The organism is Natrialba hulunbeirensis JCM 10989 (genome assembly GCF_000337575.1).
GTDB classification, from domain to species: domain Archaea; phylum Halobacteriota; class Halobacteria; order Halobacteriales; family Natrialbaceae; genus Natrialba; species Natrialba hulunbeirensis.
The window spans coordinates 148,155-173,263 of record NZ_AOIM01000014.1 but is presented as its reverse complement, the minus strand read 5'-3'; the positions used below and the strand labels follow the sequence as shown (position 1 = coordinate 173,263).

Annotated in this window: 24 protein-coding genes and 3 pseudogenes; 15 read left to right on the top strand and 12 right to left on the bottom strand. The window is 61.8% G+C overall.

Annotated elements, in window-relative coordinates:
• Positions 1 to 198 precede the first annotated feature (198 nt).
• From C483_RS05610 to C483_RS05595, 4 genes are all read right to left on the bottom strand, one after another.
• Positions 199 to 384, bottom strand: a complete 186-nt coding sequence (locus C483_RS05610) for a hypothetical protein (protein ID WP_006652388.1) — start codon at positions 382 to 384, stop codon at positions 199 to 201.
• 135 nt (positions 385 to 519) lie between these two features.
• Positions 520 to 1,797 (bottom strand): MFS transporter, encoded by a 1,278-nt coding sequence (locus C483_RS05605; protein ID WP_006652387.1) that lies wholly within the window; start codon positions 1,795 to 1,797, stop codon positions 520 to 522.
• A gap of 64 nt (positions 1,798 to 1,861) precedes the next feature.
• Entirely contained in the window at positions 1,862 to 3,079 is a 1,218-nt protein-coding gene (locus tag C483_RS05600) for a mandelate racemase/muconate lactonizing enzyme family protein (RefSeq protein ID WP_006652386.1), read from the bottom strand.
• Between the two features lie 155 nt (positions 3,080 to 3,234).
• Positions 3,235 to 4,347, bottom strand: a complete 1,113-nt coding sequence (locus tag C483_RS05595) for a mandelate racemase/muconate lactonizing enzyme family protein (RefSeq protein WP_006652385.1) — start codon at positions 4,345 to 4,347, stop codon at positions 3,235 to 3,237.
• A gap of 141 nt (positions 4,348 to 4,488) precedes the next feature.
• On the opposite strand from C483_RS05595, the gene C483_RS05590 reads away from it, so the two are divergent.
• Entirely contained in the window at positions 4,489 to 5,790 is a 1,302-nt protein-coding gene (locus C483_RS05590; protein WP_006652384.1) for a DUF362 domain-containing protein, read from the top strand.
• Between the two features lie 51 nt (positions 5,791 to 5,841).
• Here the strand turns inward: C483_RS05590 and C483_RS05585 are convergent, their stop codons facing one another.
• Complete coding sequence (locus C483_RS05585; RefSeq protein WP_006652383.1) at positions 5,842 to 6,636, bottom strand: IclR family transcriptional regulator; 795 nt, start codon at positions 6,634 to 6,636, stop codon at positions 5,842 to 5,844.
• A 435-nt stretch (positions 6,637 to 7,071) separates the two neighbouring features.
• Between C483_RS05585 and C483_RS05580 the strand changes: the two genes are divergently transcribed.
• The 4 genes from C483_RS05580 to C483_RS05565 all read left to right on the top strand — a co-directional run bounded on the left by C483_RS05580 (position 7,072) and on the right by C483_RS05565 (position 9,376).
• Positions 7,072 to 7,860, top strand: a complete 789-nt coding sequence (locus C483_RS05580; RefSeq protein ID WP_006652382.1) for an SDR family oxidoreductase — start codon at positions 7,072 to 7,074, stop codon at positions 7,858 to 7,860.
• On the top strand, positions 7,857 to 8,204 hold the full coding sequence (locus C483_RS05575) for a cupin domain-containing protein (RefSeq protein WP_006652381.1): 348 nt from the start codon (positions 7,857 to 7,859) through the stop codon (positions 8,202 to 8,204). The genes C483_RS05580 and C483_RS05575 overlap by 4 nt, the downstream gene beginning before the upstream one ends.
• Positions 8,205 to 8,234: 30 nt before the next feature.
• Positions 8,235 to 9,056: a fumarylacetoacetate hydrolase family protein gene (locus C483_RS05570; RefSeq protein WP_006652380.1), complete on the top strand. Its 822-nt coding sequence runs from the start codon at positions 8,235 to 8,237 to the stop codon at positions 9,054 to 9,056.
• Between the two features lie 110 nt (positions 9,057 to 9,166).
• Entirely contained in the window at positions 9,167 to 9,376 is a 210-nt protein-coding gene (locus C483_RS05565; protein WP_006652379.1) for a hypothetical protein, read from the top strand.
• A 9-nt stretch (positions 9,377 to 9,385) separates the two neighbouring features.
• Here C483_RS05565 and C483_RS05560 read toward each other — a convergent pair whose 3' ends face one another.
• Positions 9,386 to 9,817, bottom strand: a complete 432-nt coding sequence (locus C483_RS05560) for a universal stress protein (RefSeq protein ID WP_049912448.1) — start codon at positions 9,815 to 9,817, stop codon at positions 9,386 to 9,388.
• Between the two features lie 131 nt (positions 9,818 to 9,948).
• On the opposite strand from C483_RS05560, the gene thrC reads away from it, so the two are divergent.
• Entirely contained in the window at positions 9,949 to 11,232 is a 1,284-nt protein-coding gene (thrC, locus tag C483_RS05555; protein WP_006652377.1) for a threonine synthase, read from the top strand.
• A gap of 30 nt (positions 11,233 to 11,262) precedes the next feature.
• On the opposite strand, the gene C483_RS05550 is transcribed toward thrC, so the two are convergent.
• Together C483_RS05550 and C483_RS05545 are read right to left on the bottom strand one after the other, a co-directional pair.
• Complete coding sequence (locus C483_RS05550; RefSeq protein WP_006652376.1) at positions 11,263 to 12,675, bottom strand: aminotransferase family protein; 1,413 nt, start codon at positions 12,673 to 12,675, stop codon at positions 11,263 to 11,265.
• Positions 12,676 to 13,101: 426 nt separating this feature from the next.
• Positions 13,102 to 13,752, bottom strand: a complete 651-nt coding sequence (locus C483_RS05545; RefSeq protein WP_006652375.1) for a metallophosphoesterase family protein — start codon at positions 13,750 to 13,752, stop codon at positions 13,102 to 13,104.
• Positions 13,753 to 13,877: 125 nt separating this feature from the next.
• On the opposite strand from C483_RS05545, the gene C483_RS05540 reads away from it, so the two are divergent.
• Together C483_RS05540 and C483_RS05535 are read left to right on the top strand one after the other, a co-directional pair.
• Complete coding sequence (locus C483_RS05540; RefSeq protein WP_006652374.1) at positions 13,878 to 14,705, top strand: SDR family NAD(P)-dependent oxidoreductase; 828 nt, start codon at positions 13,878 to 13,880, stop codon at positions 14,703 to 14,705.
• Positions 14,706 to 14,779: 74 nt separating this feature from the next.
• Positions 14,780 to 15,428 (top strand): annotated as a pseudogene (locus C483_RS05535) (helix-turn-helix domain-containing protein).
• Between the two features lie 442 nt (positions 15,429 to 15,870).
• Here the strand turns inward: C483_RS05535 and C483_RS05530 are convergent.
• Positions 15,871 to 16,803 carry a hypothetical protein gene (locus C483_RS05530; protein WP_006652372.1) on the bottom strand — a complete coding sequence of 311 codons (933 nt, stop codon included), beginning with the start codon at positions 16,801 to 16,803 and terminating at the stop codon, positions 15,871 to 15,873.
• A gap of 119 nt (positions 16,804 to 16,922) precedes the next feature.
• Complete coding sequence (locus C483_RS05525; protein ID WP_006652371.1) at positions 16,923 to 17,420, bottom strand: hypothetical protein; 498 nt, start codon at positions 17,418 to 17,420, stop codon at positions 16,923 to 16,925.
• A 203-nt stretch (positions 17,421 to 17,623) separates the two neighbouring features.
• Between C483_RS05525 and C483_RS05520 the strand changes: the two are divergent.
• A pseudogene (locus C483_RS05520) lies at positions 17,624 to 17,950 on the top strand (helix-turn-helix domain-containing protein); the annotation flags it as partial.
• A gap of 243 nt (positions 17,951 to 18,193) precedes the next feature.
• Here C483_RS05520 and C483_RS19875 read toward each other — a convergent pair.
• Positions 18,194 to 18,385 carry a hypothetical protein gene (locus C483_RS19875; protein WP_152419834.1) on the bottom strand — a complete coding sequence of 64 codons (192 nt, stop codon included), beginning with the start codon at positions 18,383 to 18,385 and terminating at the stop codon, positions 18,194 to 18,196.
• Positions 18,386 to 18,498: 113 nt separating this feature from the next.
• A complete protein-coding gene (locus C483_RS05515; RefSeq protein ID WP_152419833.1) occupies positions 18,499 to 19,374 on the bottom strand; it encodes a hypothetical protein in 876 nt (291 codons plus the stop codon).
• Positions 19,375 to 19,633: 259 nt separating this feature from the next.
• Here C483_RS05515 and C483_RS05505 point away from each other — a divergent pair.
• From C483_RS05505 to C483_RS05480, 6 genes and pseudogenes are all read left to right on the top strand, one after another.
• Positions 19,634 to 20,438: pseudogene (locus C483_RS05505) on the top strand (IS5 family transposase).
• A 144-nt stretch (positions 20,439 to 20,582) separates the two neighbouring features.
• The gene (locus C483_RS05500; protein WP_006652368.1) at positions 20,583 to 22,271 is read left to right on the top strand and encodes an acyl-CoA synthetase; all 1,689 of its coding nucleotides are present in this window, start codon (positions 20,583 to 20,585) and stop codon (positions 22,269 to 22,271) included.
• A 91-nt stretch (positions 22,272 to 22,362) separates the two neighbouring features.
• Positions 22,363 to 23,241, top strand: coding sequence for an SDR family oxidoreductase (locus C483_RS05495; protein WP_006652367.1), 879 nt, complete (start codon positions 22,363 to 22,365; stop codon positions 23,239 to 23,241).
• Between the two features lie 142 nt (positions 23,242 to 23,383).
• Positions 23,384 to 24,379 (top strand): linear amide C-N hydrolase, encoded by a 996-nt coding sequence (locus C483_RS05490; RefSeq protein WP_006652366.1) that lies wholly within the window; start codon positions 23,384 to 23,386, stop codon positions 24,377 to 24,379.
• Between the two features lie 92 nt (positions 24,380 to 24,471).
• Entirely contained in the window at positions 24,472 to 24,741 is a 270-nt protein-coding gene (locus tag C483_RS05485) for a hypothetical protein (protein ID WP_006652365.1), read from the top strand.
• A gap of 58 nt (positions 24,742 to 24,799) precedes the next feature.
• Positions 24,800 to 25,075 carry a hypothetical protein gene (locus tag C483_RS05480; RefSeq protein WP_049912445.1) on the top strand — a complete coding sequence of 92 codons (276 nt, stop codon included), beginning with the start codon at positions 24,800 to 24,802 and terminating at the stop codon, positions 25,073 to 25,075.
• Positions 25,076 to 25,109: the final 34 nt, after the last annotated feature.

The window sequence follows — 25,109 nt, the reverse complement described above, 5'->3', positions numbered from 1 at the left end:
CGTAATGAGCGCTCCGTTCTCGGAAGGGACGTGGAGGGTACTCGAACGGTGGGCGGAAACTCGGATGGTGTTCGGACGGTGTGTAGACGACGTGGCCAGAGGCGGTGCTGGTGGGAGTCGTGTCGGGACTGGCCGTGTTGTGGCGGGGCTACCACGAGGTGAGAAGAGCGACGACGAAGCCGGTGTCTGCTGCGTCGATCAGCCGAGGTACAGGACGAGCCAGTAGGCGAGCATCGCGAACAGTCCGACGGCGAGGATGAGTTCGGTGATCGTGACGAGGGTTGGAATGTACGTTCGGACGCCGTCGGCAGCGTTGTCGTAGCGCTGGTGAAGATCGTCGAGTGTGTTGACAAGCCGCGTTCCGATCGTCTCGTCTGAAGCCATACGTGAGCTATAGTGCGGTCGATGTTAAATCCATTCGTTTTGCGAGCACACCACACGGTGCTGTGGCTGGTGGGTAGGGTGAGACTACACGGGACCGCCGGCGTTCGCGCACCGGGGCGTTCGGTTCAGTTCCGTTCAGTATCGGAACGCGACTAGAATCGTCGCGGCGCTTGCGAGCAACGCGAGCATCAGACCGGCGAACGCGACGCCGTACGTCGCTACGTCAGCCAGTAGCCCCACGTACGCAGGGCCAACGCTTCCGACGCCCATGTAGACTGTCCGGAATCCGCCGATATCACCGCCAGCGTTCGCATCGGGCAGGCGAGCCATCACGTATGCGAGCATCGGCGGTGTGAACGACATCAGGCCGACCGCGAAGATGGCGACGCCGACGAGGATCCAAGCGGTCGACTGCACGATGGAGAGGGCGAGCAACCCGACGGTTCCGATCGCGACCGAGCACAGTGCCGCTCTGAGCCGTCCGAAGCGGTCGCCGAGGTTGCCCGACACCGGTTTGACGAGCATACCGATGACGAACAGCGAGGCGAACGCGCTCGCCGCAATTCCGGCTGGAAGCCCCTTCTCGACCTGCAGAAACGTCGGCAGGAAGCTCACTGCACCCTGCCAGGTGAGCATGAACAGGCAGAACGACAGGACGAGCAACTTCTGTTCCGGGCCGACGAGCGCCCGCGACACCGTCGCGCGGAAGTCGAACTGCACGCGCTCTATGTTGTACGGTTCGTCCCGCCAGGAGTGAAGCACCAGCGCAACAGCCACTGCCAGCACGATGATCGGCGGAAACGCCAGCCGCCAGTTACCAGTCGCGAGTGCAACCGTCGCGAGCCCTGCAGAGAGCCCGCCGCCAATGTCCCAGAAGCTGGTGTAGATACCGAACGCTTTGCCCTGCTCGCCGGCGTAGAGTTCCGAGAGGTGCGTAAACCCTGTCGCCGGATACGTCCCCGAGAACAGCCCGAGGAACGCGACACCGACGAGGTAACCGAGGAACGTCGCCGACACGGTGACGACGAGCACGCCTGCGACGAGACCGAGGAGGCCGAACACGAGCACCGGATGCCGTCCGAGTACGTCCGAGACCCGACCACCGAGATACTGTCCGAGGGCGTTCAGTCCCCACATGATCGACAGCCCGGCACCCGCCTGAAACGGCGTGATCGAGAGGTCGTCGATGATCGCCGGCAACAGCGGCGACATGACAAGCAGCCCAAGCGCGACCGTCCCAAAGCCGGCGGAGGTAGCACCGAGCAAGTACGAGCGCGGTGGGTGCGTCGACTCCGCTTCATCGGTTTCATCGATTCGCTCACCTCGCTCGCAGTGCTCGGCAGCCGTCGCTGGCGCTGCGGTCGCGGCCGTCTCGTCGGCCGAGTCGTCGTGTCCGTTCGGTGATTCTGTCATACAGTACGCAGTAGCTCAGACTGCCGTTCGAGTTTCCGCTCGCTCGAGTGCCGAGTCCTCGTCCCTAGAACCCCGAGGTCCCCTCGAGTGTGTGCTCCTCGACGACATCCTCGTCGAGTTCGACACCGATCCCCGGCGTCTCCGGCACCTCGATGTAGCCGTCCTGGATCAGCGGCTCGTCGCGCTGGATCAGGTCGTCCCACCAGTCGACTTCGAGCGCGTGGTACTCGAGTACGTCGAAGTTCGGAATCGCTGCGCCGAGGTGGACACAGGCCATCGTGCCGACGGGGCTGCAGACGTTGTGCGGCGAGAGCGGGATATAGTTCTCCTCGGCGCGGTCGGCGATGCGCATGGTTTCGCCGAGGCCGCCGACTGTGGTCGGGTCGGGAGTGACGATGTCGACGCCGTGGTCGTAGATGAGGTCCGAGAGTTCGAAGACGCGGAAGCGGTTTTCACCCGTGGCAACCGGCGTTCGGGTGGCCTTGGTGACCTCCTTCTGGGCCTCCATGTTCTCCGGCGGGACGGCGTCCTCGAGCCACATTAGATTGTACTCCTCGAGTTCGTAGGCGAGTCGCTTCGCGCTCTCGACGGAGTAGTCCCAGTGGCAGTCGAAGGCGAGGTCGATCTCGTAGCCGATTTCCTCGCGGACGGCCTCGACGATCTGGCGTTTGTGCTCGATTGCGGCGTTGCTGAGCCGGCCGTTGTACGGGTCCGGGTCGTTGTCCATCTCGACGTCGAGGTCGAATTTGAGGGCGGTAAAGCCCATGTCGACGACGCGGCGGGCCTCGTCGGCGTAGGCCTGGGGCGAGTAGGCGTCGGCGTCGGCGTACTCGGTGTAGCCGTCGTCGACGGCGTAGGCCTCGCCGGCGTGGCAGTCACAGTAGATGCGAACCTCGTCGCGGAGTTTGCCGCCGAGGAGCTGGTAGACCGGGACGTCGAGGATCTTGCCGGCGGCGTCCCAGAGGGCGATTTCGATGCCGGAGGCGGCGGTGATGACCTTGCCGGTGGTGCCGCCGTGGCCGGACATCTCCTGGATGATGCGCCGGTAGAGACGCTGAACGTCGAGCGGATTCTCGCCGATCAGGAAGCGCTTGGTGTACTCGACGAGTTCGGGGACGCCGCCCCCGCGGTAGGATTCACCGATGCCGGTGACGCCGGCGTCGGTTTCGATCTTGATGAGGTTCCACTCGAAGTTGCCTTCGACGACGCAGGATTTGATGTCGGTGATTTCGACGTCGCGCGGTTCTGCTCGGTTCGTGATCTGGTTGGAGAAGTCTTTCATTGTGTCTCTGTGTCTCTTTTGGTGGTTGTCGACTGGGTTGCACTGATTGCTGAGTACGTTTCTGTGTCGCTGTCGATTGTCGCTGTCGCGTCTCTATCGGTTTCGCGATCGCGCACGTCGTAGTGGATCTGACCGGCGCGTCTCAAGTGTGTCTCTTACGCCTCCCGTCTAAACTTTTCGACGGCGTCTTTGTCGATTTCGACGCCGTGTCCCGGCTCGTCGGGGAGCGAGATCATGCCGTCGTCGTCCGGCGCGAGCGGCTCTGTGACGATATCGTCGAAGACCTTCACGTCCATGTCGCGGTAGAAGTACTCCACCCAGAGGGCGTTCTCGATCGACCCTACGAGGGAGGCGTGGAGGTTCCAGTTGTAGTGTGGCGCGATCTGCACGTCCAGCGCGGCCGCGTGGTGGGCGATCTTGAGCCACTCGGTAATGCCACCGCAGACCGTCGCGTCCGGCTGCAGCACCGTCGCCGCACCGTCGCTGTACAGGCGTTCGAAGTCGTAGCGCGGCCCCTCGAGTTCCCCCGTCGCGACGGGGTAGGAGATCGCCTCGTTGACCGCGGTCATCGACTCCGTGCTGTCGATCATGACGGGCTCCTCGATGAAGTACGGGTCGTAGGGTTCGAACGCGCGACAGTTGCGGATCGCCTCGGTTGCGTTCGACCAGCCGCCGTTGGCGTCGAGCAACAGCGTGCGCTCGTCGCCGATCTCCTCGCGGACGGCGGCGACGCGCTCGGCCTCCTCCTCGACGGAGCGGCGGCCGACCTTCATCTTGACGACATCGTGTCCTTCGTCGAGGTAGCGCCGCATTTCCTCGCGCAGCCCCTCGTGGCCCTTATCGTCGCGGTAGTAGCCGCCGCTCGCGTACGATGGGACTTCGTCGGCGTAGCCGCCGAGGAGCTTGTACAGCGGCTGGCCCGCAGCCTTGGCCTTCAGGTCCCACAACGCGATGTCGACGCTCGAAATCGCGCGCAGGAGGATGCCGGAGCGTCCGATCTGGACGGTGCCGTCGTACATCTCGCGCCAGAGGCGCTCGGTGTCTCGGGGGTCCTCGCCGAGCAGCATCGGTTCGAGGAGCGATTCGACTGCTTCCGAGATGAGATGTGCGCCCTCGTAGCCGAGGGAATACCCCACGCCCTCGCGGCCGTCTGCTGTCCGGACGTAGGTAATCGCGTGATCGCGGTACGTCAGCGTCCGATTGGAGAACGACACCGGCGACGCCAGCGGTATCTCTACGGGGACGCTCTCGATTGCTGTGATCTCCACAGTCGAGCACACGTGAAACGATACCAAAAACCGCGCACCATCCGGCAAGTATTCCCTGGAGATACTGTTCGGCTCGATGACGCGGGATGGGACAACGCTACGAGCCGATACTATATATGCCCGGCATCAAAACAGACTGCCATGGAGTTCCCCGATCGGCGTGAGCTCGGAGAGCTGATCGAACCGCAAGCGACGCCGACGTTCGCCCGCGTACAGTACGAACCCGACACGGTGACACTCGAGAACCCACTCGAGACGGTCCGCTCGGAACTGGCGACGCTCGCACTCGACGAACTCGAGTCGGGTGCGACCGTCGCGGTCGGCGTCGGCAGCAGAGGGATTCACGGCATCGGTGATATCGCGACCGAGACGGTCTCGTACCTCGATGAGCAGGGATTCGACCCGGTCGTGGTCCCCGCAATGGGGAGCCACGGCGGCGCGACTCCCGAGGGCCAGCGTGAGGTACTCGAGGCGCTCGGAATCACCGAGGACCGACTCGGCGCACCGATCGAGGCCACGATGGCCGTCGAACAGATCGACGAGATCGAGATCGGCGACGTGACGACACCGGTCTACTTCTCTGCGGCCGCACTCGAGGCCGACGCGGTGTTCGTGATCAACCGGGTCAAGCCCCACACCAACTTCACCGGCCGGATCGAGAGCGGCTGTTGCAAAATGCTCACCGTCGGCCTCGGCAAACAACGCGGCGCGCAGGCGTTTCACTCGACGGCGCTCTCGGAGGGCTACGTGCCGACGATCGGGGGGCTGACCGACGCGATTCGCGACGCCGTCCCGCTACTCGGCGGCCTCGCACTCGTCGAGAACTTCCACGAGGAGACCGGCCACATCGAGGCGATTCCGGCCGCCGAACTCGAGTCGCGCGAGCCGGCGCTCCTCGAACGCGCGTACGACGAGATGGCGACGCTGCCGACGGACGAGATCGATCTGCTCGTCGTGGACGAACTCGGGAAAGAGATTTCGGGTGCGGGGATGGATACGAACGTCATCGGCCGCTATCGGGTGATCAACGCGCCCGACCCGGCAAATCCCTCGATCGACCTGATCTACGCGCGCGGGCTCACGGAGAAGACGAAGGGGAACGGCAACGGCATCGGCCTCGCCGATATCACCCGCATGCAGGCCGTCGAACAGCTCGACATCCAGAAGGTATACGCGAACGCGCTCACGAGCGGGTCGCTCGCCAAGGCGAAGCTGCCGCCGGTCGCACCTGACGACGAGATTGCACTCCGCGTCGCGCTGAACGCGCTCGGCGGCTACGATCCAGACACGGTTCGGGTCGCCTGGATCGAGAATACGACCGATCTCGGCGAGTTCTACGTCTCCGAGGCACTGGCGGACGACCTCGCCGAACGCGGAGAACTTACGGTTATCGAGCGAGCGGCCCTGCAGTTCGAGGACGGAACGGCGGTTTTCGACGCATAATACGGCCCGTTGGGCTCCTTGTGGCAAAATTCAGCGGTGGCGGACCGAACGCTACTCCACGATGTGATCCCGCGAGCCCGCATCCGACGCGTAGGTCGCGTTCAACTCGAGTTCGTTCGCTGCGGCGAGCATCATATCCGGAATCTCCTCGTCGAGCCACTCGCCCGTCAATCGGTGGGAGGGACCGGCAACGGCCAGCGCGCCGATCGCTCGCCCGTCGCGCTTGACCGGGACGGCCGTCCCGTTGAGCCCGTCGACGTGCTCTTCGCGGTTGAAGGCAACGCCGCGCTCGCGGACCGTCTCGAGTTCCTCGTAGAGCTCCTCCCGGTCGGTGATCGTGTTGGCCGCGTGCGCAGGCAGTCCCCACTGGTCGAGAATCTCGTCGACCCGCTCGCGCGGGTAGTGTGCGAGAATCGCCTTCCCGGCCGACGATGAGTGGAGGTGGATCTGCCGGCCGACGCCGAAGCCGACGCGGACGGCCTGGCTACCGGTTTCGACGTGCAGATAGATCCCGAGACCGTGGTCCTCGACGACGAACTGGGCCCGCTCGCCGGTCTCCTCGGCGAGCGCCTCGACGTGGCGCTGGGTCATCTCGTAGGCCGGATCGCGCGTCTGTGCAGCGCGCCCGAGTCGTGCAAAGCGCAGCCCAAGCTGGTACCGTTCACCGTCCCGTGAGACGTATCGCATATCGTGGAGCGTCTGGAGATGCCGGTGGGTCGTGCTCTCGGCCAACTCGAGTTCGGCTGCAATCTCCGAGAGCCGTGCGGGACCGATCTCCTGGAGCGTGTGGACGACCTCGAAACTGGTCTTCGTGGCTTGAATTGTTTCCTCGTTCCGTTCCACCATACTCCTACTCTGACCGACCGGTACTTATCAGTTCCGCATAGCGGAACTCATGACGGCGGTACTACAACGGTGGGTGGTGCCAGCAGGGGGTGCGAGTTACTAAGTAACGTAGGTTTCGGCAACAAAGACGGGCTAACTTCCCCAACAGGGAGTATGTATTCGTTCTTCAGGGCGGAATCTGTCAGTCCACTGTGCGTGAACGCAGAGGGAGAACATCCAGAGTATTACACACGTACAGTTGTAATTCAAGGTACGTGTAGTACTGACACGACCGGAGGTGGGTACCTGTTAGCCATACAAAGTGGTTGAAATCGGCCTTACTGTCGTCTCTACCTGTTCTTTCCGCGGAACGGAATTAGTTTCGCCTCTCGTGGCATGAACAACCTTACCGCAACGCGAACCTTTTTGCCGCTTTCCTCTGGCCTTACGGACGATATGGATCTACAGATCGACGGCAACGCGGCACTCGTCACGGCGTCCTCGAGTGGACTCGGAAAGGCGTCTGCGAAGGCACTCGCCCGCGAGGGCGCGAACGTCGTAATCAACGGTCGCGACGAGGACCGACTCGCGGACGCGAAAGAAGAGATTGAAGCGGAGGCGACCGGCGAGGTCGTCGCCCAGGTCGGCGACCTGACCGACGAGGACGACATCGACACACTGATCGAGACGACCGTCGACGAGTTCGGCGGCATCGACCACCTCGTAACGAGTGCTGGCGGCCCGCCGTCCGGGCCGTTCCTCGACACCGACGACGACGACTGGTATCACGCCTACGACCTGCTCGTAATGAGCGTCGTCCGACTCGCCCGCGAGGCCGAACCGCACCTGCGCGAGAGCGACGAAGGGACCATCGTCAACATCACTTCCCGCAGCGTCAAGGAAGCGATCGATAGTCTCGTGCTATCGAACTCCGTCCGGATGAGCGTCATCGGACTCGAGAAGACCCTCTCGAAGGAGTTCGCGCCGGACGTGCGGACGAACGCGGTCCTCCCCGGTCCCCACGAGACCGAGCGCATCGAGGATCTGGTCAACCAGGCCGTCGACCGCGGCGACTACGACTCCTACGAGGAGGGGCTCGACGACTGGGCGAGCAACCCCCTCGAGCGCGTCGGCGACCCGATGGAACTCGGCAACACCGTCGCGTTCCTCTCCTCGCCGCTGTCGGGCTACATCAACGGTGAAAGCGTTCTGATCGACGGGGGCTCGACCGGAGCGAACCTATGAAGCCGGTCGAGTTCGACGACGCGGAGACCTACGAGCCGGACGAGGGCTGGCGACGGGTCTCGATGGCCGGCAGCGACGAGTTCTCCTTCGAGTGGTTCGAGAAGCCACCGGGCCACAGCTCGCCGATGCACGACCACAAGAACGAGCAGGTCTGTCTCTGCCTGCAGGGCGAGCTGACGATCGCCACGGAGGACGACGAGGTTACACTCGAGCAGTACGACTCCGTCTGGCTCGACGCCTGGGAGAGCCACCGCGTCGAGAACACCGGCGACGAACTGGCCGTCGGTCTCGACGTGTTCGCACCCGGCCGCTCGTTCGACTTCTGGACGGACCGAGACGACTGAACAGCGGATCAACCCGACTTACCCCTACTGATGAAGTATCTCGCACGCACTCTCGACGGAAAGCCACTACTCGGCGACGACGAGGGCTACGTCCCGCTCGCGGCGGCCGCGCCCGAATTGGAAAGCGTCTCCGACGCACTCCCGCGCGCCGCGGCCGGCACGCTGCCCGACCTCGACGACGTCCCCGCCGAGCGAATCGACCCGGAACACGTCCAGTTCGGCCCACCGCTCGCCCAGTTCGGCAAACTCTGGGGGATCGGCCTGAACTACGAGGAACACGCCGGCGATCTGGACGAACAGCGCCCCGAGGAACCGGCGAGTTTCATGAAGCCGGCCAGCGCACTCACCGGCCCCGGCGGTCCGATCAGACTCCCGCCGGTCGAGCAGACCGACGGCGTCACGGCGGAGGCCGAACTCGCAGTCATCATGGGTCGCCAGTGTCGAAACGTGGCCGAGAGCGACGCGGACGACGTGATTGCCGGCTACCTGCCGGTCATCGACATGACCGCAGAGGACATCCTCCAGCGCAACCCGCGGTTCCTGACCCGCGCCAAGAGCTTCGACTCGTTCATCGTCGTCGGGCCCGCAATCGCCGTCCCCGAGGAGCCGCTCGCACTCGAGGAGCTGACCGTTCAGACGATCGTCAACGGCGAAGTAACCGCCGAGAACGAGATCCGAAACATGCTGTTCCCGCCGCGAGAGATCGTCTCGTTCCACTCGGACGTGATGACGCTCGAGCCAGGCGATCTGTTCAGCACGGGGACGCCTGGCGCGGAGCCACTCGAGCCGGGTGACCACGTTGAGGCGAACGTGGAGTCGATCGGCTCGGTGGAGGCCCCGGTCGTTCGCTGACCTGTTCGAACCGCTCAGACGGACGACCCCCTCGTTCGCTTTTCGATCCCCGAGGCGGGAAACCTACAGGTATCTCGGGATCCAATTACTCACCAACCGGTACGATTCCAATGCGCTCGAAGGATAGCGACGAGACGGCAGTCACGATCGACGAGGAGTGGTTTCGCTTCGGCGTCTACATCGCCTTCCTGTACGCGGCGTTTACGCTCGCGATCGTCTACCTGCTCCGACTCGACCAGACGATCGGCCTCGTCGCTGCCGTCGTCGGGAGCATCGTCTTCGGGCTCTCGATTATGGTGTACGTACTCTACGTGCGGTGACGGCGGTTCTCACTCGTCGTCCATCATCGTGATCACCGGTCGGTCAGCCGAGAGTAATACCGACTGGGTGACGCTGCCGAACAGTACCTTCCCGGTCGGACTCCGGTCGCGGCCGGACATCACGATGGCGTCCGCGTCGATTTCCGTCGCAGTCTCGAGTATCGTCTCCGCGGGGTCGCCGTGCTCCCGTCGCGCTTCGACGGTGATCCCCTGCTCCTCGAGGTCCGTGAGGATCACTGCGGCGCTGTCGGGAAAGTCTGTTTCGTCGTAGACGTCCTCGGATTTGACACGGCCACCCTCGCCGGTGACCTCGAACTCCTTGAACACGTTGAGCGCGACGACCTCGATATCCTCGGGATCGCCGGGCAGCGAGGTGATGATCGAGGCTGCCTGTCTGGTTCGTCGTTCGTCCTGATCCACTGGTAACAAAACCCGGTACATGTGCTATCACTGTGCGACCATCATCTTAAATGTCCTGTCAGAGTGTCTGTGTGTCAGGTGTGAGAACAAGGCTGGCGTCGCTATCGAGACAAACGTTTTGGTGTCCGCGCGAGAGGGCACTGACGAGAACGATGACGACGAGTTCGCAGGCCCTGCTCCGATGTTACGACTGTGGCTGCACGTATGACCACGGCGACCGCACGCGATGTTCCTGCGGGGAACCGCTCTGGTTCGATCTCGACGTGAGCGGATTCGAGTGGCCCGCAGAGACAAACCAAGAAACGGGACGAGACCCAGCGACGGCCGGCAGCTGGCGGTACGACGCCGTCCTTCCGGTTTCCGCACCCGACACGACCACACTGCCGCCGGGTTCGACGCCGCTCGTCCGCGCAGGTGCACTCGACTCGTTCGCCGACTGTGGACTATACCTCAAACCCGAGGGACAGAACCCCACCGGCAGCTTCAAAGACCGCGGCACCGCCGTCGGCGTCGCCCACGCCCTCGACACCGGTGCGGACTGGATCGGTACCGTCTCCCACGGAAACATGGCCCTGAGCACCAGCGCCTACGCCGCGGCGGCCGGACTCGAGTGCGCCGTCTTCGTCCCGGCGGACATCCCGTCGGAACGGCTCGACCTGCTCGCCCGGCACGACCCGCACGTCTTCCGCGTCGAGGGCGACTACGGCAGGCTCTACGAGGAGACGCTCGCGCTCAATACTGACGGCGACGCCGGTGTCACGTTCGTCAACTCCGATACGCCGCTGCGGGTGGCCGGTCAGAAGACAATCGCCTACGAGCTACTCGAGCAGTTCCGACTGGGGTCGTCGAACGTGCCGTCCTCGCCGAACATGCCGTCCTCGTCGGCTGTGCCGGACGCGATCGTCCTGCCGGTCAGTAGCGGCGGCCAGGCCAGCGGCGTCTGGAAAGCGCTCCGGGAACTGACCCGGAGTGGCGCGCTCGCAGACGACGATATCCCGCGGCTCTATTTCGTGCAGGCAGCGCCCTGCGATCCGATTGCGACGGCCTTCCGGGAGGGCCGCGAGGAGGTAACGCCGATCGACGCCGACGAGACGATTGCCGTCTCCATCGCGAACAGCGACCCGCCGAGTGGTACCCGCGCGCTCACGGCCGCTCGCGATACCGATGGTGCGGTCGTCTCCGTCTCCGACGAGGCGACACGCGAGGCGATGGACCGACTGGCGACGGACGCCGGCCTCGCCGTCGAGCCGTCCAGCGCCGTCGCGCTCGCGGGGGTTCGCAAACTCTCGGACCGCGGCGAGATCGCAGCAGACGAGTCCGTCGTCACGATTCTGACCGGCTCTGGCTACAAGGAGTCAGTCGAGACGGAGCCACGGTGTCGCGACATCGACCTCGCCGACCTCGAACACGAACTCGCGTCTGTCGTCGAGTCCTGAGGCGCTGGTCGCAGGCGTACGAAACCGCAATTAGTCGGCGGGATCGGGCTCAGACTCGAGCTGGGAGTCTGCACCGGTCTCGAGTACCCCCTCGCGCTCGAGGTCGCCAGCCACGTCCTCGACCGCGGTCACGACAGCCTCACCGATCGCCTCGACCGACGCCTCGCTCACCGTCAGCGGCGGCGCGAGCATGAGGTGGTCGCCTGCGACGCCGTCGACGGAGCCCGAACCCGGATAGGTGTAGACGTCCTGTTCCATCGCGCGCTCGTACACCCGTCCGTTCACGTCCAGGTCTGGGTCGAACGGCTGTTTGGTTTCTCGGTCCGCGACGAACTCGAGTCCGATCATCGCGCCGGCGTGGCGAACGTCGCCGACGATCGGATGATCGCGCAGCGGTTCGAGCGCGTTGACGAGTTGCTCGCCACGCTGGCGGCCCGTCTCGAGTACCTCGTTGGTGTACTGGGCGACGACGTGGGAGGCGATGGCCGCCGACAGCGGGTTGCCGGCGAAGGTGTGGCCGTGCGCGAAGGAGCCGCCGTCGGGGTCGCTCGCATCGAACTCGGCCGAAATCGTGTCGCTGACGATCGCCGCGCTGATGGGCGTGTAGCCCGCCGAGAGCCCCTTTCCGATGGTCAGTATGTCCGGCACTACGTCGAAGCGCTCCATCGCGAATAGCGGCCCCGTGCGGCCGAAGCCGGTCATGATTTCATCGGCGATGAACAACACGTCGTACTCGTCGCAGATCCGTCGGATCTCCTCGAAATAGACCGAATGGGGGTGTGCCGCGGGGATGCTCGCGCCGGAGACCGGCTCGGCGATGAAGGCCGCGATCGTCTCGGCACCCTCCTGTTTGATCGTCGTCTCGAGTTCACGGGCGGCGGCGACGGCCTGCTCTTCGGGGGTGCCGTCGTGCTCCCAGCGGTAAGGGTAGGCTGGTGAAATGTGTGGCCAGCCCTGTAGCTGTGATTCGTAGCCGTCGCGCCGGGCGGTGTTGCCCGACGCCGACAGTGCACCGAGCGTCGCGCCGTGGTAGGACTGCCACCGGCCGATGATCTTGTGCTTGCGGTCGTTCCCGCGCTCGCGGTGGTAGGCGCGAGCCAGTTTGAACGCGGACTCGTTGGCCTCGCTGCCGGAGGTGACGAAGAAGGCGCTGTTCAGGTCGCCGGGCGCGCGTTCGGTGAGCTGGTCGGCCAACCGTTCGGGTTCCTCGTTCGTAAAGTGCGAGAGGCTGAGGTAGGAGACGTCCGCGAGCTGGTCGCTGACCGCGTCTTCCAGGCCGGGGACGGAGTGTCCGAGGTTGACGACGGCAGCGCCCGACGCCGCGTCGATGATCTCGCGGCCGTCGGCGGTGACCAGAAACTCGTCGTGTGCCGTCTCGATGGTGAGGTGGTCGGGACCGATTCCGCCGCCCCACTTGTAGAAGATCGAGGGTGTGCTTCCCATGCACGGAGAGGCAGTGGCGACCACTGTAAACGTTTCCCGACGGGGGCGGAAATACAGGTACCAATTCGTGAGTAATTGTTTGGAGTAGAGAGTGTTCATGTAGAAGCGCCTACTACTACTATCGAAAGGCTGTGGTATTTTCGCTCTTATCAATATAATATGCAGTCTGCTAACTGTTTCGTGAGTTCGACAGCACAAGGTAGCGACCTGAAGCAACCGTAAGGGAAGAGACGTAGTAGTGTCTCAATCTCACAGTCTCAGGCCGTCAACCACTTTTCCTCTCCGTAGTTACCGATCGAGCCAGCCCTGGAACATCGCGTCAGGACTTCGAACTAATACACTCTGAGTTATTATAGCAAATATCCGACACAAAAGCCAGTTGTGAAGGTAGAACTGGCACTTTCGAAACCATGTGGCAGACTAGTCTCATGCTTCAGAGTCGGGGCCAAACTCGTGTTCGTAGGACTCGAGTACCAGCCCAGTTGGATCCAGCGTATAGTACCGTTCCCAGGCCGGTGCGAGACTCACCACCCTGGTGTTCGCAATCTCGTCTTCGCGGTGGGTGTGGTGGTGGCCCACGAGACAGAGGTCTGGCGAGAGCGTCTCCAGGAGGGCCGTCACGTGCTCGCAGCCTGGATCGTAGCCGTAAGAGAGCAATCCGGTCGGTGCTTCGTGAGTGAGGAGCACGTCGATATCGGAGAGTTCAGCGGCCTGTTCGACATCTCCGTGGGTAAAGTGTCGCCGCCGGTCGCCCTCGAGTTCGTCCCGCGAGCGGTCGTACTGCGTCGGCGCGAAGTTTCCGGAGAGCCCGGCGATACGGAGTCCGTCGACGGTTGTAACGGTGCTCGCGAGGAGATGGACGTTGTTCACTTCTGGCGGTCTCTCGCCCGCGCGGAGCGCGTCGATGACGTCGAAATCTTCGTTGTTGCCGGCGATAAACCAGGTCGGCGCTGGCAGGTCGTACAGTTCGAGGTCCCCGACGTGCAGCACGTGCTCGGGGTCGACCGTGCGGTAGCACTCGAGTAGTGCCTCGCGTCGGGCCGGGTCGGATGCGTGGGCGTCGCCGAGGACGAGCATGTTTCTGGTGGATTTGACGGGAGTGAGAGTGATACTGTTGGTGGTCAGCGCGGCGGGCGGTTTGTCGCAGCTGTGTGTGAATGGCACACAAATTTAAATAATCGTTCGAAGTAGTCAGCGAGGAGATGGATTTCGGACTCGAGGGACGGACGGCCGTCGTCACCGGCGGTGCCGGACGAATCGGGAGCGCAGACTGTCGAATTCTCGCGAACGAGGGCGCGAACGTCGTGGTCCTCGACGTGGACGCGGACGGAGCGGCCCGCGTCGCCGCGGAGATCAACGACGCTGGGGACGACGGGGAGAGTGAGAGTGAAAGTGAGACTGGGACCGACACAGCGGGCGAGGCGATGGCACTCGAGTGCGACCTGACCGACCGCGACGACGTCGCGGCCTCGATGGCGGACGTTCGCGATGCCTTCGGCGGGGTAGATATCCTCGTGAACAACGCGGCGATGGTCGACGCGCGCTCGCGAGTCGACGGCTACGACGACGACATCTGGGAGCGCGACGTGGAGATTAACCTGACGGGGACGTACAACGTCAGCAAGGAGGTCTTCCCGCGGATGTGCGAGCGCGGCTGGGGCCGCGTCGTCACCATGTCCTCGATGGCCGGCTGGTACGGCGGGTTCGGGCAGCTTTCCTACTCAGCGACGAAGGCCGCGATGATCGGTCTCGGGCGGACGATGGCACTTGAGGGCGCGCAGTCCGGCGTCACGTCGAACGTGGTCGCACCGAACATTGTCGTCGGCGCGTGGGCCGAGATGGGGCCGGAGGAACTGAGCGAGCACGTCGACGAGTACTATGCACGAATCGCGGAGGCAACGCCGATGCGCCACCTTGGCACGGAAGAGGACGTGGCCAATATGGTCGCCTACCTCTGCTCTGAGCAGGCGTCGTACGTGACGGGACAGGTAATCGGCGTCACCGGCGGTGTCGATCTCTTTAGCTTCTGAGCCAAGGGTGAGCCACGGCCACGGCGACGGTGATCGCCCCGCGGACACTTTACCGGTCCCGTCGTACCCCGGCCATGGCCATCGAAGCCTCGTTCGTTGCGACACAGGGGACGTTCCCCCTCGCGGAGGTCTTTTCGAAGTTCCCCGCAGCACAGATCGAACTGGATCGAGTCGTCCCGGCGACGGGGGTGCTGATTCCGTACTTCTGGTTGCAGGACATCGATTCGGCAGCGATCAACCTCGAGGGGATCTCACATCCCGGAATCGACGACCTTCGGATCATCGACGATGTCGACGGCGAACTGTTCGTGCGAATCGACTGGGACTTCGACTACGAGAGCATCCTGTCGGCGATACTCGAGACGGACGTGGCGCTGGTTTCGGCAATCGGGCGCGAAGACAAGTGGACGTTCGAAATTCGCGGTGAGAGTCAGGCCGACGTCTCTGTGTTTCAGACGTACTGTCGAAATAACGACATTTCGGTCGAACTGACCGAACTGCATGCGCTCTCGCCGTTACACTCCGGTCAGGAGTACGACCTTACCGAGGCGCAACGCGAGGCGCTGACGCTCGCCTACGCGCGGCTACTTCGATTCACCGCGCCAATCGAGCCAGCAGGAGATCGCTGTCGAGCTCGATATTACGAGACAGGCGCTCGCTTCGCGGCTGCAGCGAGGGACGAGGCGACTGATCGCGAGCACGCTGGTCCGACCGTCCGAGTAGCACATAAAGGCATTACCCAAGCAAAAGTCAGGACTACCCGTCTACCGCCCCTCTACTGAATTGTGTGTGGAACTGACCGACCCGCGGGGACGGCCCAGCTGTCGACTCGAACAGTGACGACCGTCGAACCCGCCGGTAGAAGGACCACCGGACGATGGGGAACTCGAGGAATGTGGCGTAGCGACGGTAGTGCAGAGACGAGACACCTCCTACTCGCGGAGGGACGCTGGTGAAGAACTACGTCGAGTGTACCGGCTGTGACTTCGTCTATATGTCAGAGGACACCGTGACCCCCGCGCCGAGGAATCAGATCGCCTGCCCGAACTGCGACGGGACGACTTTCCAGTTCACGAGTTCCTGATCTGCGATCGGTAGTCGCGCGGCGTACTCGCAGACGGAGCCTGTGATCGCCAGGACCGAAACTTGGAATCGCGAAACCACCTCAGTCGTCGCCCTCTAGCTGAACCAGATCGTCGACATCCGGAATCTCGGCTGCGGCGTCCGTGATCTGTTGCATCCTGTCTGTATGCTTCTCGACTGCGTAGGCTGCGAGCGCGCCGTCCTCGAGTCCGACGCGCTCGGTCTCGTCGTCGGGCTGGAACCGCTCGTCTTCGGTAATCCCCTGGACGAGCGGAACGAGTTCGTGGACGGTGTCTTCGATGAGCGCAGGATCGACGCCCTCCGCGATCAGTTTCTTGAGCTGGTTCATCCCGAACCCGACGTGGCGGCCCTCATCGCTGCGAATTTTCGTAAAGCCCTCGACGAGACCAGGGAGATGGGGAAGCTCCTCGAACTCGCCGCCGTAGGAGGTCTGCATCCCGTAGTAGCCCGTCTGGGCCAGGATGCCCTCGACGGTGAGGTGGTAGTGGCAGTAGGCTTTCGCACGGTTTTCGGGCGTGTCCGACTCGAGGAGGCGGTACTGTGCCTTCCGGTTGCGGTCGAACAGGTCGACGTACGGTTCGTTGAACCACTTGTCGTTCCGCGGATTCGAGCGCTCCCAGCCGAGTTCGTCCTCGACGGTCCAGATTACCTCGCGCCAGTAGCGGTCGAAGAAGTCGGCGTGTTTGGCCTCCTCGTAGAGCTGTGTCGTCAGAAACAGCTGGTCGTCGATGTCGTCGAGCACCGTTGCGAGTGGCGCGAGGTCCTCCGTCACAGCGTCCTCGCCGGCCCCGAACTTCGCGATGCCGTTGAGCGTCCGGTCCCAATAGGCCTGGTCGTACTCCTCCGATCCGTCGATGTGTGCGAGCAGGTTCTCGACGTCCTGTTCGAGTTCAATTTCGCCGGGATCCCAGTGGCGTTCGACTGCGTTCCGATAGTACCGGTTCGAACGGGAGTCCCGATCCATCATCTCGGTAGGTGTGTATTCTGTTGCCATACACCACGGTATTCCGTCCGAGTATTAAAATACAGATCCTTCAGAAACTGATAACAACTCCGAAGGAGTGGTTTTCACGGAGAGAGCAGCACCCAGCGACAGAACTGGAGTGGCCAGCGTTACGATCGCTGCGATGCCGAGCCGATCTCGAAGATCTCCTCGTACAGCGTCGCCGCGAGTTCGTCCATGTTGTCCGCCGCCTCGCTTGCGTCCATCGAGTCGCCGACGCCCTGCCACTCCACTGAGAGTCGAGACAGCGGGACGAGAGCGATGCCGCCGATCGTGATCGTTCCGTCCGGGGTGTGAACGGTCCACTCCGTCCGCATACCGTCAGTGGATTTCGTAACGTCTTCGATCGCACCGCCGGCCTCGATCCAGCGGTCGACGAGTCCGTCAGTGATACGGCGCAGTTTTCGCTCGCCGAGGACGTGCACGGCGATTCCGACACCGGTGAGGAGCACGAACGCGGCGATCGCGAGCGGAATGCCGCCGTAGGGAACGTTCACCGACGCCGCGAGGCCGGCGATCACGACGATCAAACCGAGCACGCGTGCGTCGAGTGCGCTGGGGACCGTTCCGCTCCAGACGGCCTCCTGGGGTGACTGTTCGAGTTGCATCTATCGGTGGTGAGGACGACTAGCGGGTAGGTCTTCCCCTGTCCCGTTGTACCCTTTATCAGTTGTGTGGGTTCGATTTCTTTATTCGCTCTTCCGTAGGAGATTGTTGATACTACTGAGCGGTAGCTACGAAGTCAAAGAGGACAAGGTCACCGCGTTAATGAATGACGGAAGTTATGGGCATGGACTAAGATGGGCGAGTATTGGGAGGCGACCGGCGAGGCGATCTCGGTCGTCATCTGAGTGAGGAGGAATTGGATCGTCTGCTGGACGAAGAAGACGATCCAAAGATCATCAAGCGGTTCTCCTTTGTCAAACGCCTCTACAAGGGCGCAACGTACGAGGAAACAGCCGATGACGTTGGCAAATCTGCGTCGACTGGAAGTCGCTGGGAACGTCGGTGGAACGATGGCGGACTTGGGCAGTTGACACCGAACTTCGGGGGCGGCAGACCCCTGAAGCTCGGTGACGAGGAACAAGAGCGTCTGTTAGGACTTCTCCGGGAGGGACAGCCCTGGAAAGCACAGGAGAAAGGTCTTCTCTGAGTAGCCACTCTTCGGACAGTCGCCTCGAGAACCGATCTAATTTACTCTCAACTGGTTCTCGTCTATCGCGCGTCTCTTCTGATAGATACTCAATTTTGACAGGGTCACCGTCGTTTTGGTCGAAACGAGTCAGTCATCGAGTGGCTCGCGGTGTATAGAAGCGGACCTGAGTGCCGATTGTGGGATGAAGTTAGCAAACGTTGCAATGGGTCTTGTTCGTACCTGATACTACCTGATATTATTTATAATTGTGATGACCATCCCTATAAATATCATAGCTGCACCAACATATATCACTATTGGTGTCCATGGTTGCTGGTTAAATCCAAAAACTGGAAGTATATATCTTGGAGTCACCATTAGCACAACACCTAATATTAAAAACACTCCTTCTGGGTAATTGAAATTGATTTTTGACATACTCAATTAGATTCCAATCTATGATTTTCAGGATTCTATTTATGTTCTTTTCAGTTAGTGCAGTTCTTTCTGCCTATAATATGGTGGCAATATTCACTTGTTAGTGATAAATGTTAGTCAGACACGTAAGCCGATAGATCAGGCGAACAACTAACTTTTGGCGGGAAACTCTTAACATCACAATCCATGTACTCCTCTAGACAAAGCGTGATGTCAACCCCATCGGATAAGTCAAGATCACTATCGTCGTCAAATTCGTGAGTCACGACACAACCGGTTGAACTGGCGGTTAATGTTATTACACCGATCCCGGCTGCTGATGTACCTGGTTCAGGGAGAAGTGTTAGGGTAAGACCACCCGCCCCCGCTACAGCCGTACAAAGCCACTGTGGAATGTCATCTGTTCCAACCACAGTATTAAATGTGAAGGAACGTTTGCAATCTATACTACTTTGTATTCTCATCCGGTTGTTATTTGTTTTCTTTTCCCGATATTTATTCCACTCCAAAGAATCTACGACGTTATAGCCCTCTGGGTTCTTCTCTTGTGCTGAAAGGCCATTATCGAAATCAATGGTTTCTAGATTACTCTTGTAACCAGATCCATCCACTATCGCTGTCACATAGACATCGTCTTCTATCACTTGAATAGTAAGGACCTCTTCACCGGTGTCATTTAGCGTCGTTGTTAAAAGCACATATTCAGAAGGATCAATTTCTTCGTCACCGGTAATCTGTACCTTGTAGCCATCAAGATCAGCCTTTAGAATTTTCTTATCCTTTTCTTCATAAAGGAACTCGACCATTTCCTCTACAGCTTTGTTTGAGAACGCTTCACGAGAATATCGGTTTTCTTCAGAGGAAGATAATTCGACTTTTTCTACATTATATTCAGTTCCTGAAGCGGTCGCCGTCCCAATGCTGCTAGCGGCGAATATACTCGAAGCACCAATTGCCTTCAACACGCGACGTCTTTTTTTATCCATCATACAACCATACCTTCCAACCATTCTTTGGTAAATCTTTTATTAGATCTATCGAGATAGTCACGGTTTAGACGGTAAAAGTCACCAGCGGGTCAGCAACTGTTCGAGCACGTGCGTGAAGGTGACGCCGTAGCAGCTGGTCGTTGACGTTCTCGAGTACACCTACCAGAAATTTCAAGTTAGACGGCTGTGTTGAATCACTAGACGGCGTCAGGGAAGGTCAGTAAATCGAAGGAGTTTAACCGGGGAAATTTGGGTGTCCATGACGCAAATCTCCCGCTTCACCGAGCGTTGTGTCTCGATTGCTCAAAGAGTTACGGGTGAACGAGCCGAATCCGCCGCCTATGCCCTCGTTTCGCTGCATTGTCTCCGGATTTACCTCGATACATCCTACCGGATGACGATCGATCTGCTGAAGGAAATGCCGCAAATAACAGGGGATATCGGCCGCGCTGAGGCCGATCTCCCCCGCACCCTCCACGCTGTGTAAGGCGTTTGACCGGATCGAGATGAGCGTCTGTCGAGTGCTGCTGCGCCAGTCGGCGCAGCTGCACGATCCCTCTGAGCACGCTGCGATCGATGCAACATTCTACGAACGAGACCGTGCCAGCCGCCATTACTGCCACCGAACAAACTATCGCGTTCAGACGCTCAAACTGACAAAAATCGTCGATACAGCAACCCAAGCTGTGCTTGATCTTCACTGCTCGACGACGTTAGAAGGCAGTGACGCGGATCTCTGTGAGCAGATCGCCCGCCGGAACGCGGGCGATCTGCGGTCTTTAGCCGCTGATAAGGGCTATGACAAGCAACAACTCCGCGAACGACTCCGTGACCTCGACATTCGCCCGCTGATCAAACACTGTATCTTCGCGCCGTACGATCACGCGCACAACGCCCACATTGACGAAGATCGGTACGCTCAGCGGTCAATGACTGAAACCGTCAACTCCGTTGTCAAGCGCTCGCTGGGCTACGCCGTGCGAGCGCGTAGCTGGTATCGAGAGTTCCGTGAAATTGCTCTGATGTGTGTCGTCTACAGCATCAAACGAGCCGTCAAACAGTAAAATCCACCGCCTTACAGCGATTCAACAAAGCCCTGTATTCACAACCGCTGTTGTGCGTTCTCGCCCGCTCTCGCTCATCTCAGCTGCGACACTCGCCCGGTCGACAAACGCTATGTGGGTTCTGTGTGATATGAGAACACATCCATGAGCTGGACGGTGATGCCGACGTTTGACGACTACGACCGTGCCCGCGAGGAGTTCGAATGGGATCTCCCAGAACAATTCAACCCGGCCGTCGACTTCCTTCGCAAACACGACGATACAAGCCGTGTCGCACTCCGATACGAGCGACCCGACGAAAGCGACAAGAAAGATGGAAACGGCGACAGCGAAACGCGATTCAACGAGGACACCATCGAGACGTACACCTTCGACGACCTCGACGACCGCTCGGATCGCCTCGCCGCCGCACTCGCCGACCTCGGCGTCGAGGCCGGCGATCGCGTGGGCGTCGTCGTTCCCCAAAAACCCCAGAACCCGATCACACACCTCGCAAACTGGAAACTCGGCGCAGTGTCGGTGCCACTCACCGTCCTCTTCGGCCGGGACGCACTCCAGTACCGACTCGAAGACAGCGAGGCCACCGCCGTCGTCGTCGATCCGAGCGTCCGCGATACCATCGAGGAGATTCGTGATGAGTGTCCGGCACTCGAGTCCGTGGTCGAACTCGGCACCGCCGCCTCGGTCGACGGCGACGCGGACGCCTTCGACGAGTTGCTCGCCTCGTACGAGCCGGGAATTGCGGTCTACGATGCCACGCCGGAGACGCCGTCAGCGATCATGTACACGAGCGGGTCGACGGGGCCGCCGAAGGGCGTCCTCCACAGTCACGCGCTGTGGCTTGGCCGCGCCGCGGCGGCGTACAACTACTTCGAGCAGGGGCTCGCGGAGGGTGAGGCGACGCTGTGGACCCCCGCGGACTGGGCGTGGGGTGCTGCGCTCGGCGGGACGCTCTTCGCCGCGTGGCACCACGGCTGTACGATCGTCGGCTGGCCGCGGGAGGGGTTTGACCCCGAGGCCGCCTACGACCTAATGGACCGTCACGGCGTGACCAAGGCGTTCATGCCACCGACCGCGCTCCGGATGCTGATGGGTGTTGACGACCCCGAGGGACAGTTCGACCTCGCACTCGAGACGTTCGCCTCCGCAGGCGAACCGCTGACCCCAGAGGTGGTCAACTGGGTACAGGAGACGTTCGCAGACGTGGGGATCAACGACTTCTACGGGCAGACGGAGCTCAATCTGGTCGTCGGCAACTCCTCGTGGTTCGAGACGCGGCCGGGGAGCATGGGCAAGCCGTTCCCGGGGTACGAGGTGGCGATTCTCGATCCCGACGCCGAGGAACGGGTACCGGACGGTGAGGTGGGCGAGTTAGCCGTCAAGCCGGACGATCGGCGGGTCTTCTTCAACGAGTACTGGGAGCTTCCGGAGAAAACGGCGGCCAAACAGACGGAGAGCGGGTGGTTCCGGACGGGCGACCTCGTCGAACGCGACGACGACGGCTACCTGTGGTTCGTCTCGCGGACCGACGACGTGATCCTCACCAGCGGCTACCGCGTCGGCCCGATGGAAGTCGAGGAGGCAATCCTCCACCACGACGCCGTCGAACAGGTCGGTGTCGTCGGCGTGCCGGACGAAACTCGCGGCGAGGCGATCAAGGCGTTCGTCCAGCCCGCCACTGCGGTGACGGACGCGGCGCAACTCCGCGAGGAAATTCGCACCCTCGTCCGCGAGCGCCTCGCGGAGTACGAATATCCACAGGAGATCGAGTTCGTCGACGAACTCCCGACCACCACGACCGGCAAGATTCGGCGGCGCTCGCTTCGCGACTAGGGCGTGTTGAACACCACTCGAGCCAGCCCCAACTGCACTCTGAACTCTCCCCGTGGCGTAAGTTTATACTGGTGCCGACAGATGATCGGGTATGGCACTCCAGAAGCCGGACCTCTCCGGACAGACTGCGTTCATCACCGGGACGACCCGCGGAATCGGTAAGGAAATTGCGCTCGCGCTGGCCGAGCAGGGCTGTAACATCGTTTCAACAGGAAAGACGAGCGAGGCGGATGCAGACGAGAGCGAAGACGGAAGCGGCCCGGACCTCGAGGGCTCGATCGAGCAGACGGCCCGCGAGGCGCGCGAACACGGCGTCGAGGCGCTGCCGATCCAGCTCGACGTTCGGAGCGAGGACGCCGTCAACGCTGCAGCCGAGCGCGCTATCGACGAGTTCGGCGAGGTCAACATCGTCATCAACAACGCGAGCGCGATTCAGTTGTTGACGGTGGAGGATCTGCCGCCGAATCGGTTCGACCTCATGACCGACGTCAACATCCGGGGTACCTACCTCGTGTCGCGAGCCTTCGCCGGCCACCTTCGGGAGGTCGAGAACGCCTGGCTGTTGACCAACGCGCCACCGGTCAAGATCGATCGTGCGCCAGGCGAGGCGCCCTACGCGTGGTCCAAGCTGGGGATGTCGTTCCTGACGCTCTCGATGGCGAGCGAACTCGGCGACGGCAACGTCGGTTGCAACACCTTCTGGCCCGTGACGGCGATCGATACGCGTGCGACGCGGTACTTCGGACTCGGAACGGAGGACGACTGGCGGACGCCCGAGATTGTTTCCGATACGGTACTCGAGATCCTCTCGCGCGATCCGGCCTCGTTCACCGGGAACGCGGTGTACGACGAAGAGCTCTTGCAGGAGGCCGGTGTCGAGGACTTCTCGCGGTACAACCTCACCGAGGGAGACCCTGCGCCGGGATCGGCGCAGTTGTTCGATCCGGAGTACAGTCGCTCGGACGAGTAACCCGTCGAATTGGGGTGTGTCGGTACCGTCTGAGGACGACACTGCCAATGCAGGTACGTTCATTATTTTGACGCGAGGTGGCGACTCTCCTATGGATGCACCCGACGAACGGAGTGGCGCGGTTTCAGGAGGGCGACGATAGATGTGCACGCGACTGGTATACCTCGGCGAGGAGGGGCGCGTTCTCACGGCTCGCTCGATGGACTGGGGCGAAGATATCGGCAGCAACATCTGGACGCTCCCGCGCGGCATGGAGCGGACCGGCCAGGTCGGCCCGGCCTCCATGGAGTGGACGGCGGCGTACGGCAGCGTCGTCACGACCGCCTACGACATCGCCACCACCGACGGCATGAACGAGGCTGGCCTGGTCGCCAACCTGCTGTGGCTGCCCGAGTCGGAGTATCCCGACTGGGACGGCGAGGAACAGGCCATGGCGATTTCGCTGTGGGCACAGTACATGCTCGACAACTTCGAAACCGTCGCGGACGCCGTTGAACACGCCCGACAGGAGGAGTTCGTTGTCGTCACCGAGCAGGCCCCCGGCCAGGACAGACTGGCGGCGCTGCACCTCTCCCTCTCGGACGCCACTGGCGACAGCGCGATCATGGAGTACGTCGACGGCGAACTCACCATTCACCACAGCCGGGAGTATCAGGTGATGACGAACTCGCCGACGTTCGACAAGCAACTCGCGCTGGCCGAGTACTGGAACGAGATCGGCGGCACGGTCATGCTGCCCGGCACGAACCGTCCAGCAGACCGATTCGTGCGGGCGCGGTTCTACGTCGACGCCGTGCCGAGCGTCGAGGACCGGCGTACCGCGACCGCCAGCGCGTTCGGCGTGATTCGAAACGCCTCGGTGCCGTACGGCATCAGCACGCCGGACGAACCCCACATTTCCTCGACGCGCTGGCGAACCGTCGCGGACCACAAGGACGGCATCTACTATTTCGAATCGGCGCTCATGCCCAACACCTTCTGGGTCGAACTCGACGAACTCGACTTCTCAGTTGGCTCCGGAGCGCGGACCCTCCAGCTCGGACCCAACCAGTCGAACGCCTTTGCTGGTGACGTCTCCGGTCAGTTAGAGCCGCACGAACCGTTTGCATTCCTCGGCCCTGAAGCGGCGACCGGGTGAGCGGGCACACCGCCATCTGCACGTAGCCCGGCAGCGCACCAGCAACCCAACAGCTCAGTGTATTTATACTCCTCCAGCGTACTGTCCAGGCAATGTATCTGGTCCAACTGGTCAACAGCGCGAACGTCCTGCTGGCCTCACTACTCGCGCTCATCGCATTCGCAGTCGTGGGCGGGAGCGTCACGCTGAACGCGAGACACCACCGCGTAGCGAATCCGCCGGCGTGGGGGCTAACGCTGTTCGCCGTACTCCTCCTCGCCACGGTCATGGCCGGCCTGCGCGGCGCTGTCCTGTTCGGCCTCCTCCTCGTCGGTCTCTATCTCGCCGTGCGGCGTGACACCCGTCGTACCAATCGCACTTGAAGCGTACACAGGTGTACTCGAGTCGCTTTCTGGCTGGCGGCATTCTGGTCGGTATCGAATGGGAGGTTCTGGTTCTGGGTTTGATGGTGGCGATGGCGCTGGTTCTGGTTCTGATTCGCACGCACACGAGTACGCCGGCGACATCCGCTGGGGATGGTGCTGCCCGCGCTGTGAGCGGGACGTCTCGGTGACGAAAGATCCGCGCTCGGAGACCTTCGTCTGGGCGTGCCCGGACGAGGAGTGTCCAGCCGTCGGCTTCGGTTTTCAGTCACGCCGACGCGCACGGATCGCACTACGGGAGTATCGCGAGCGGTATCAACAAATCTACCGCTGACGGCAGCGATCAGCGGGAGGTGGGTTTTAGCACG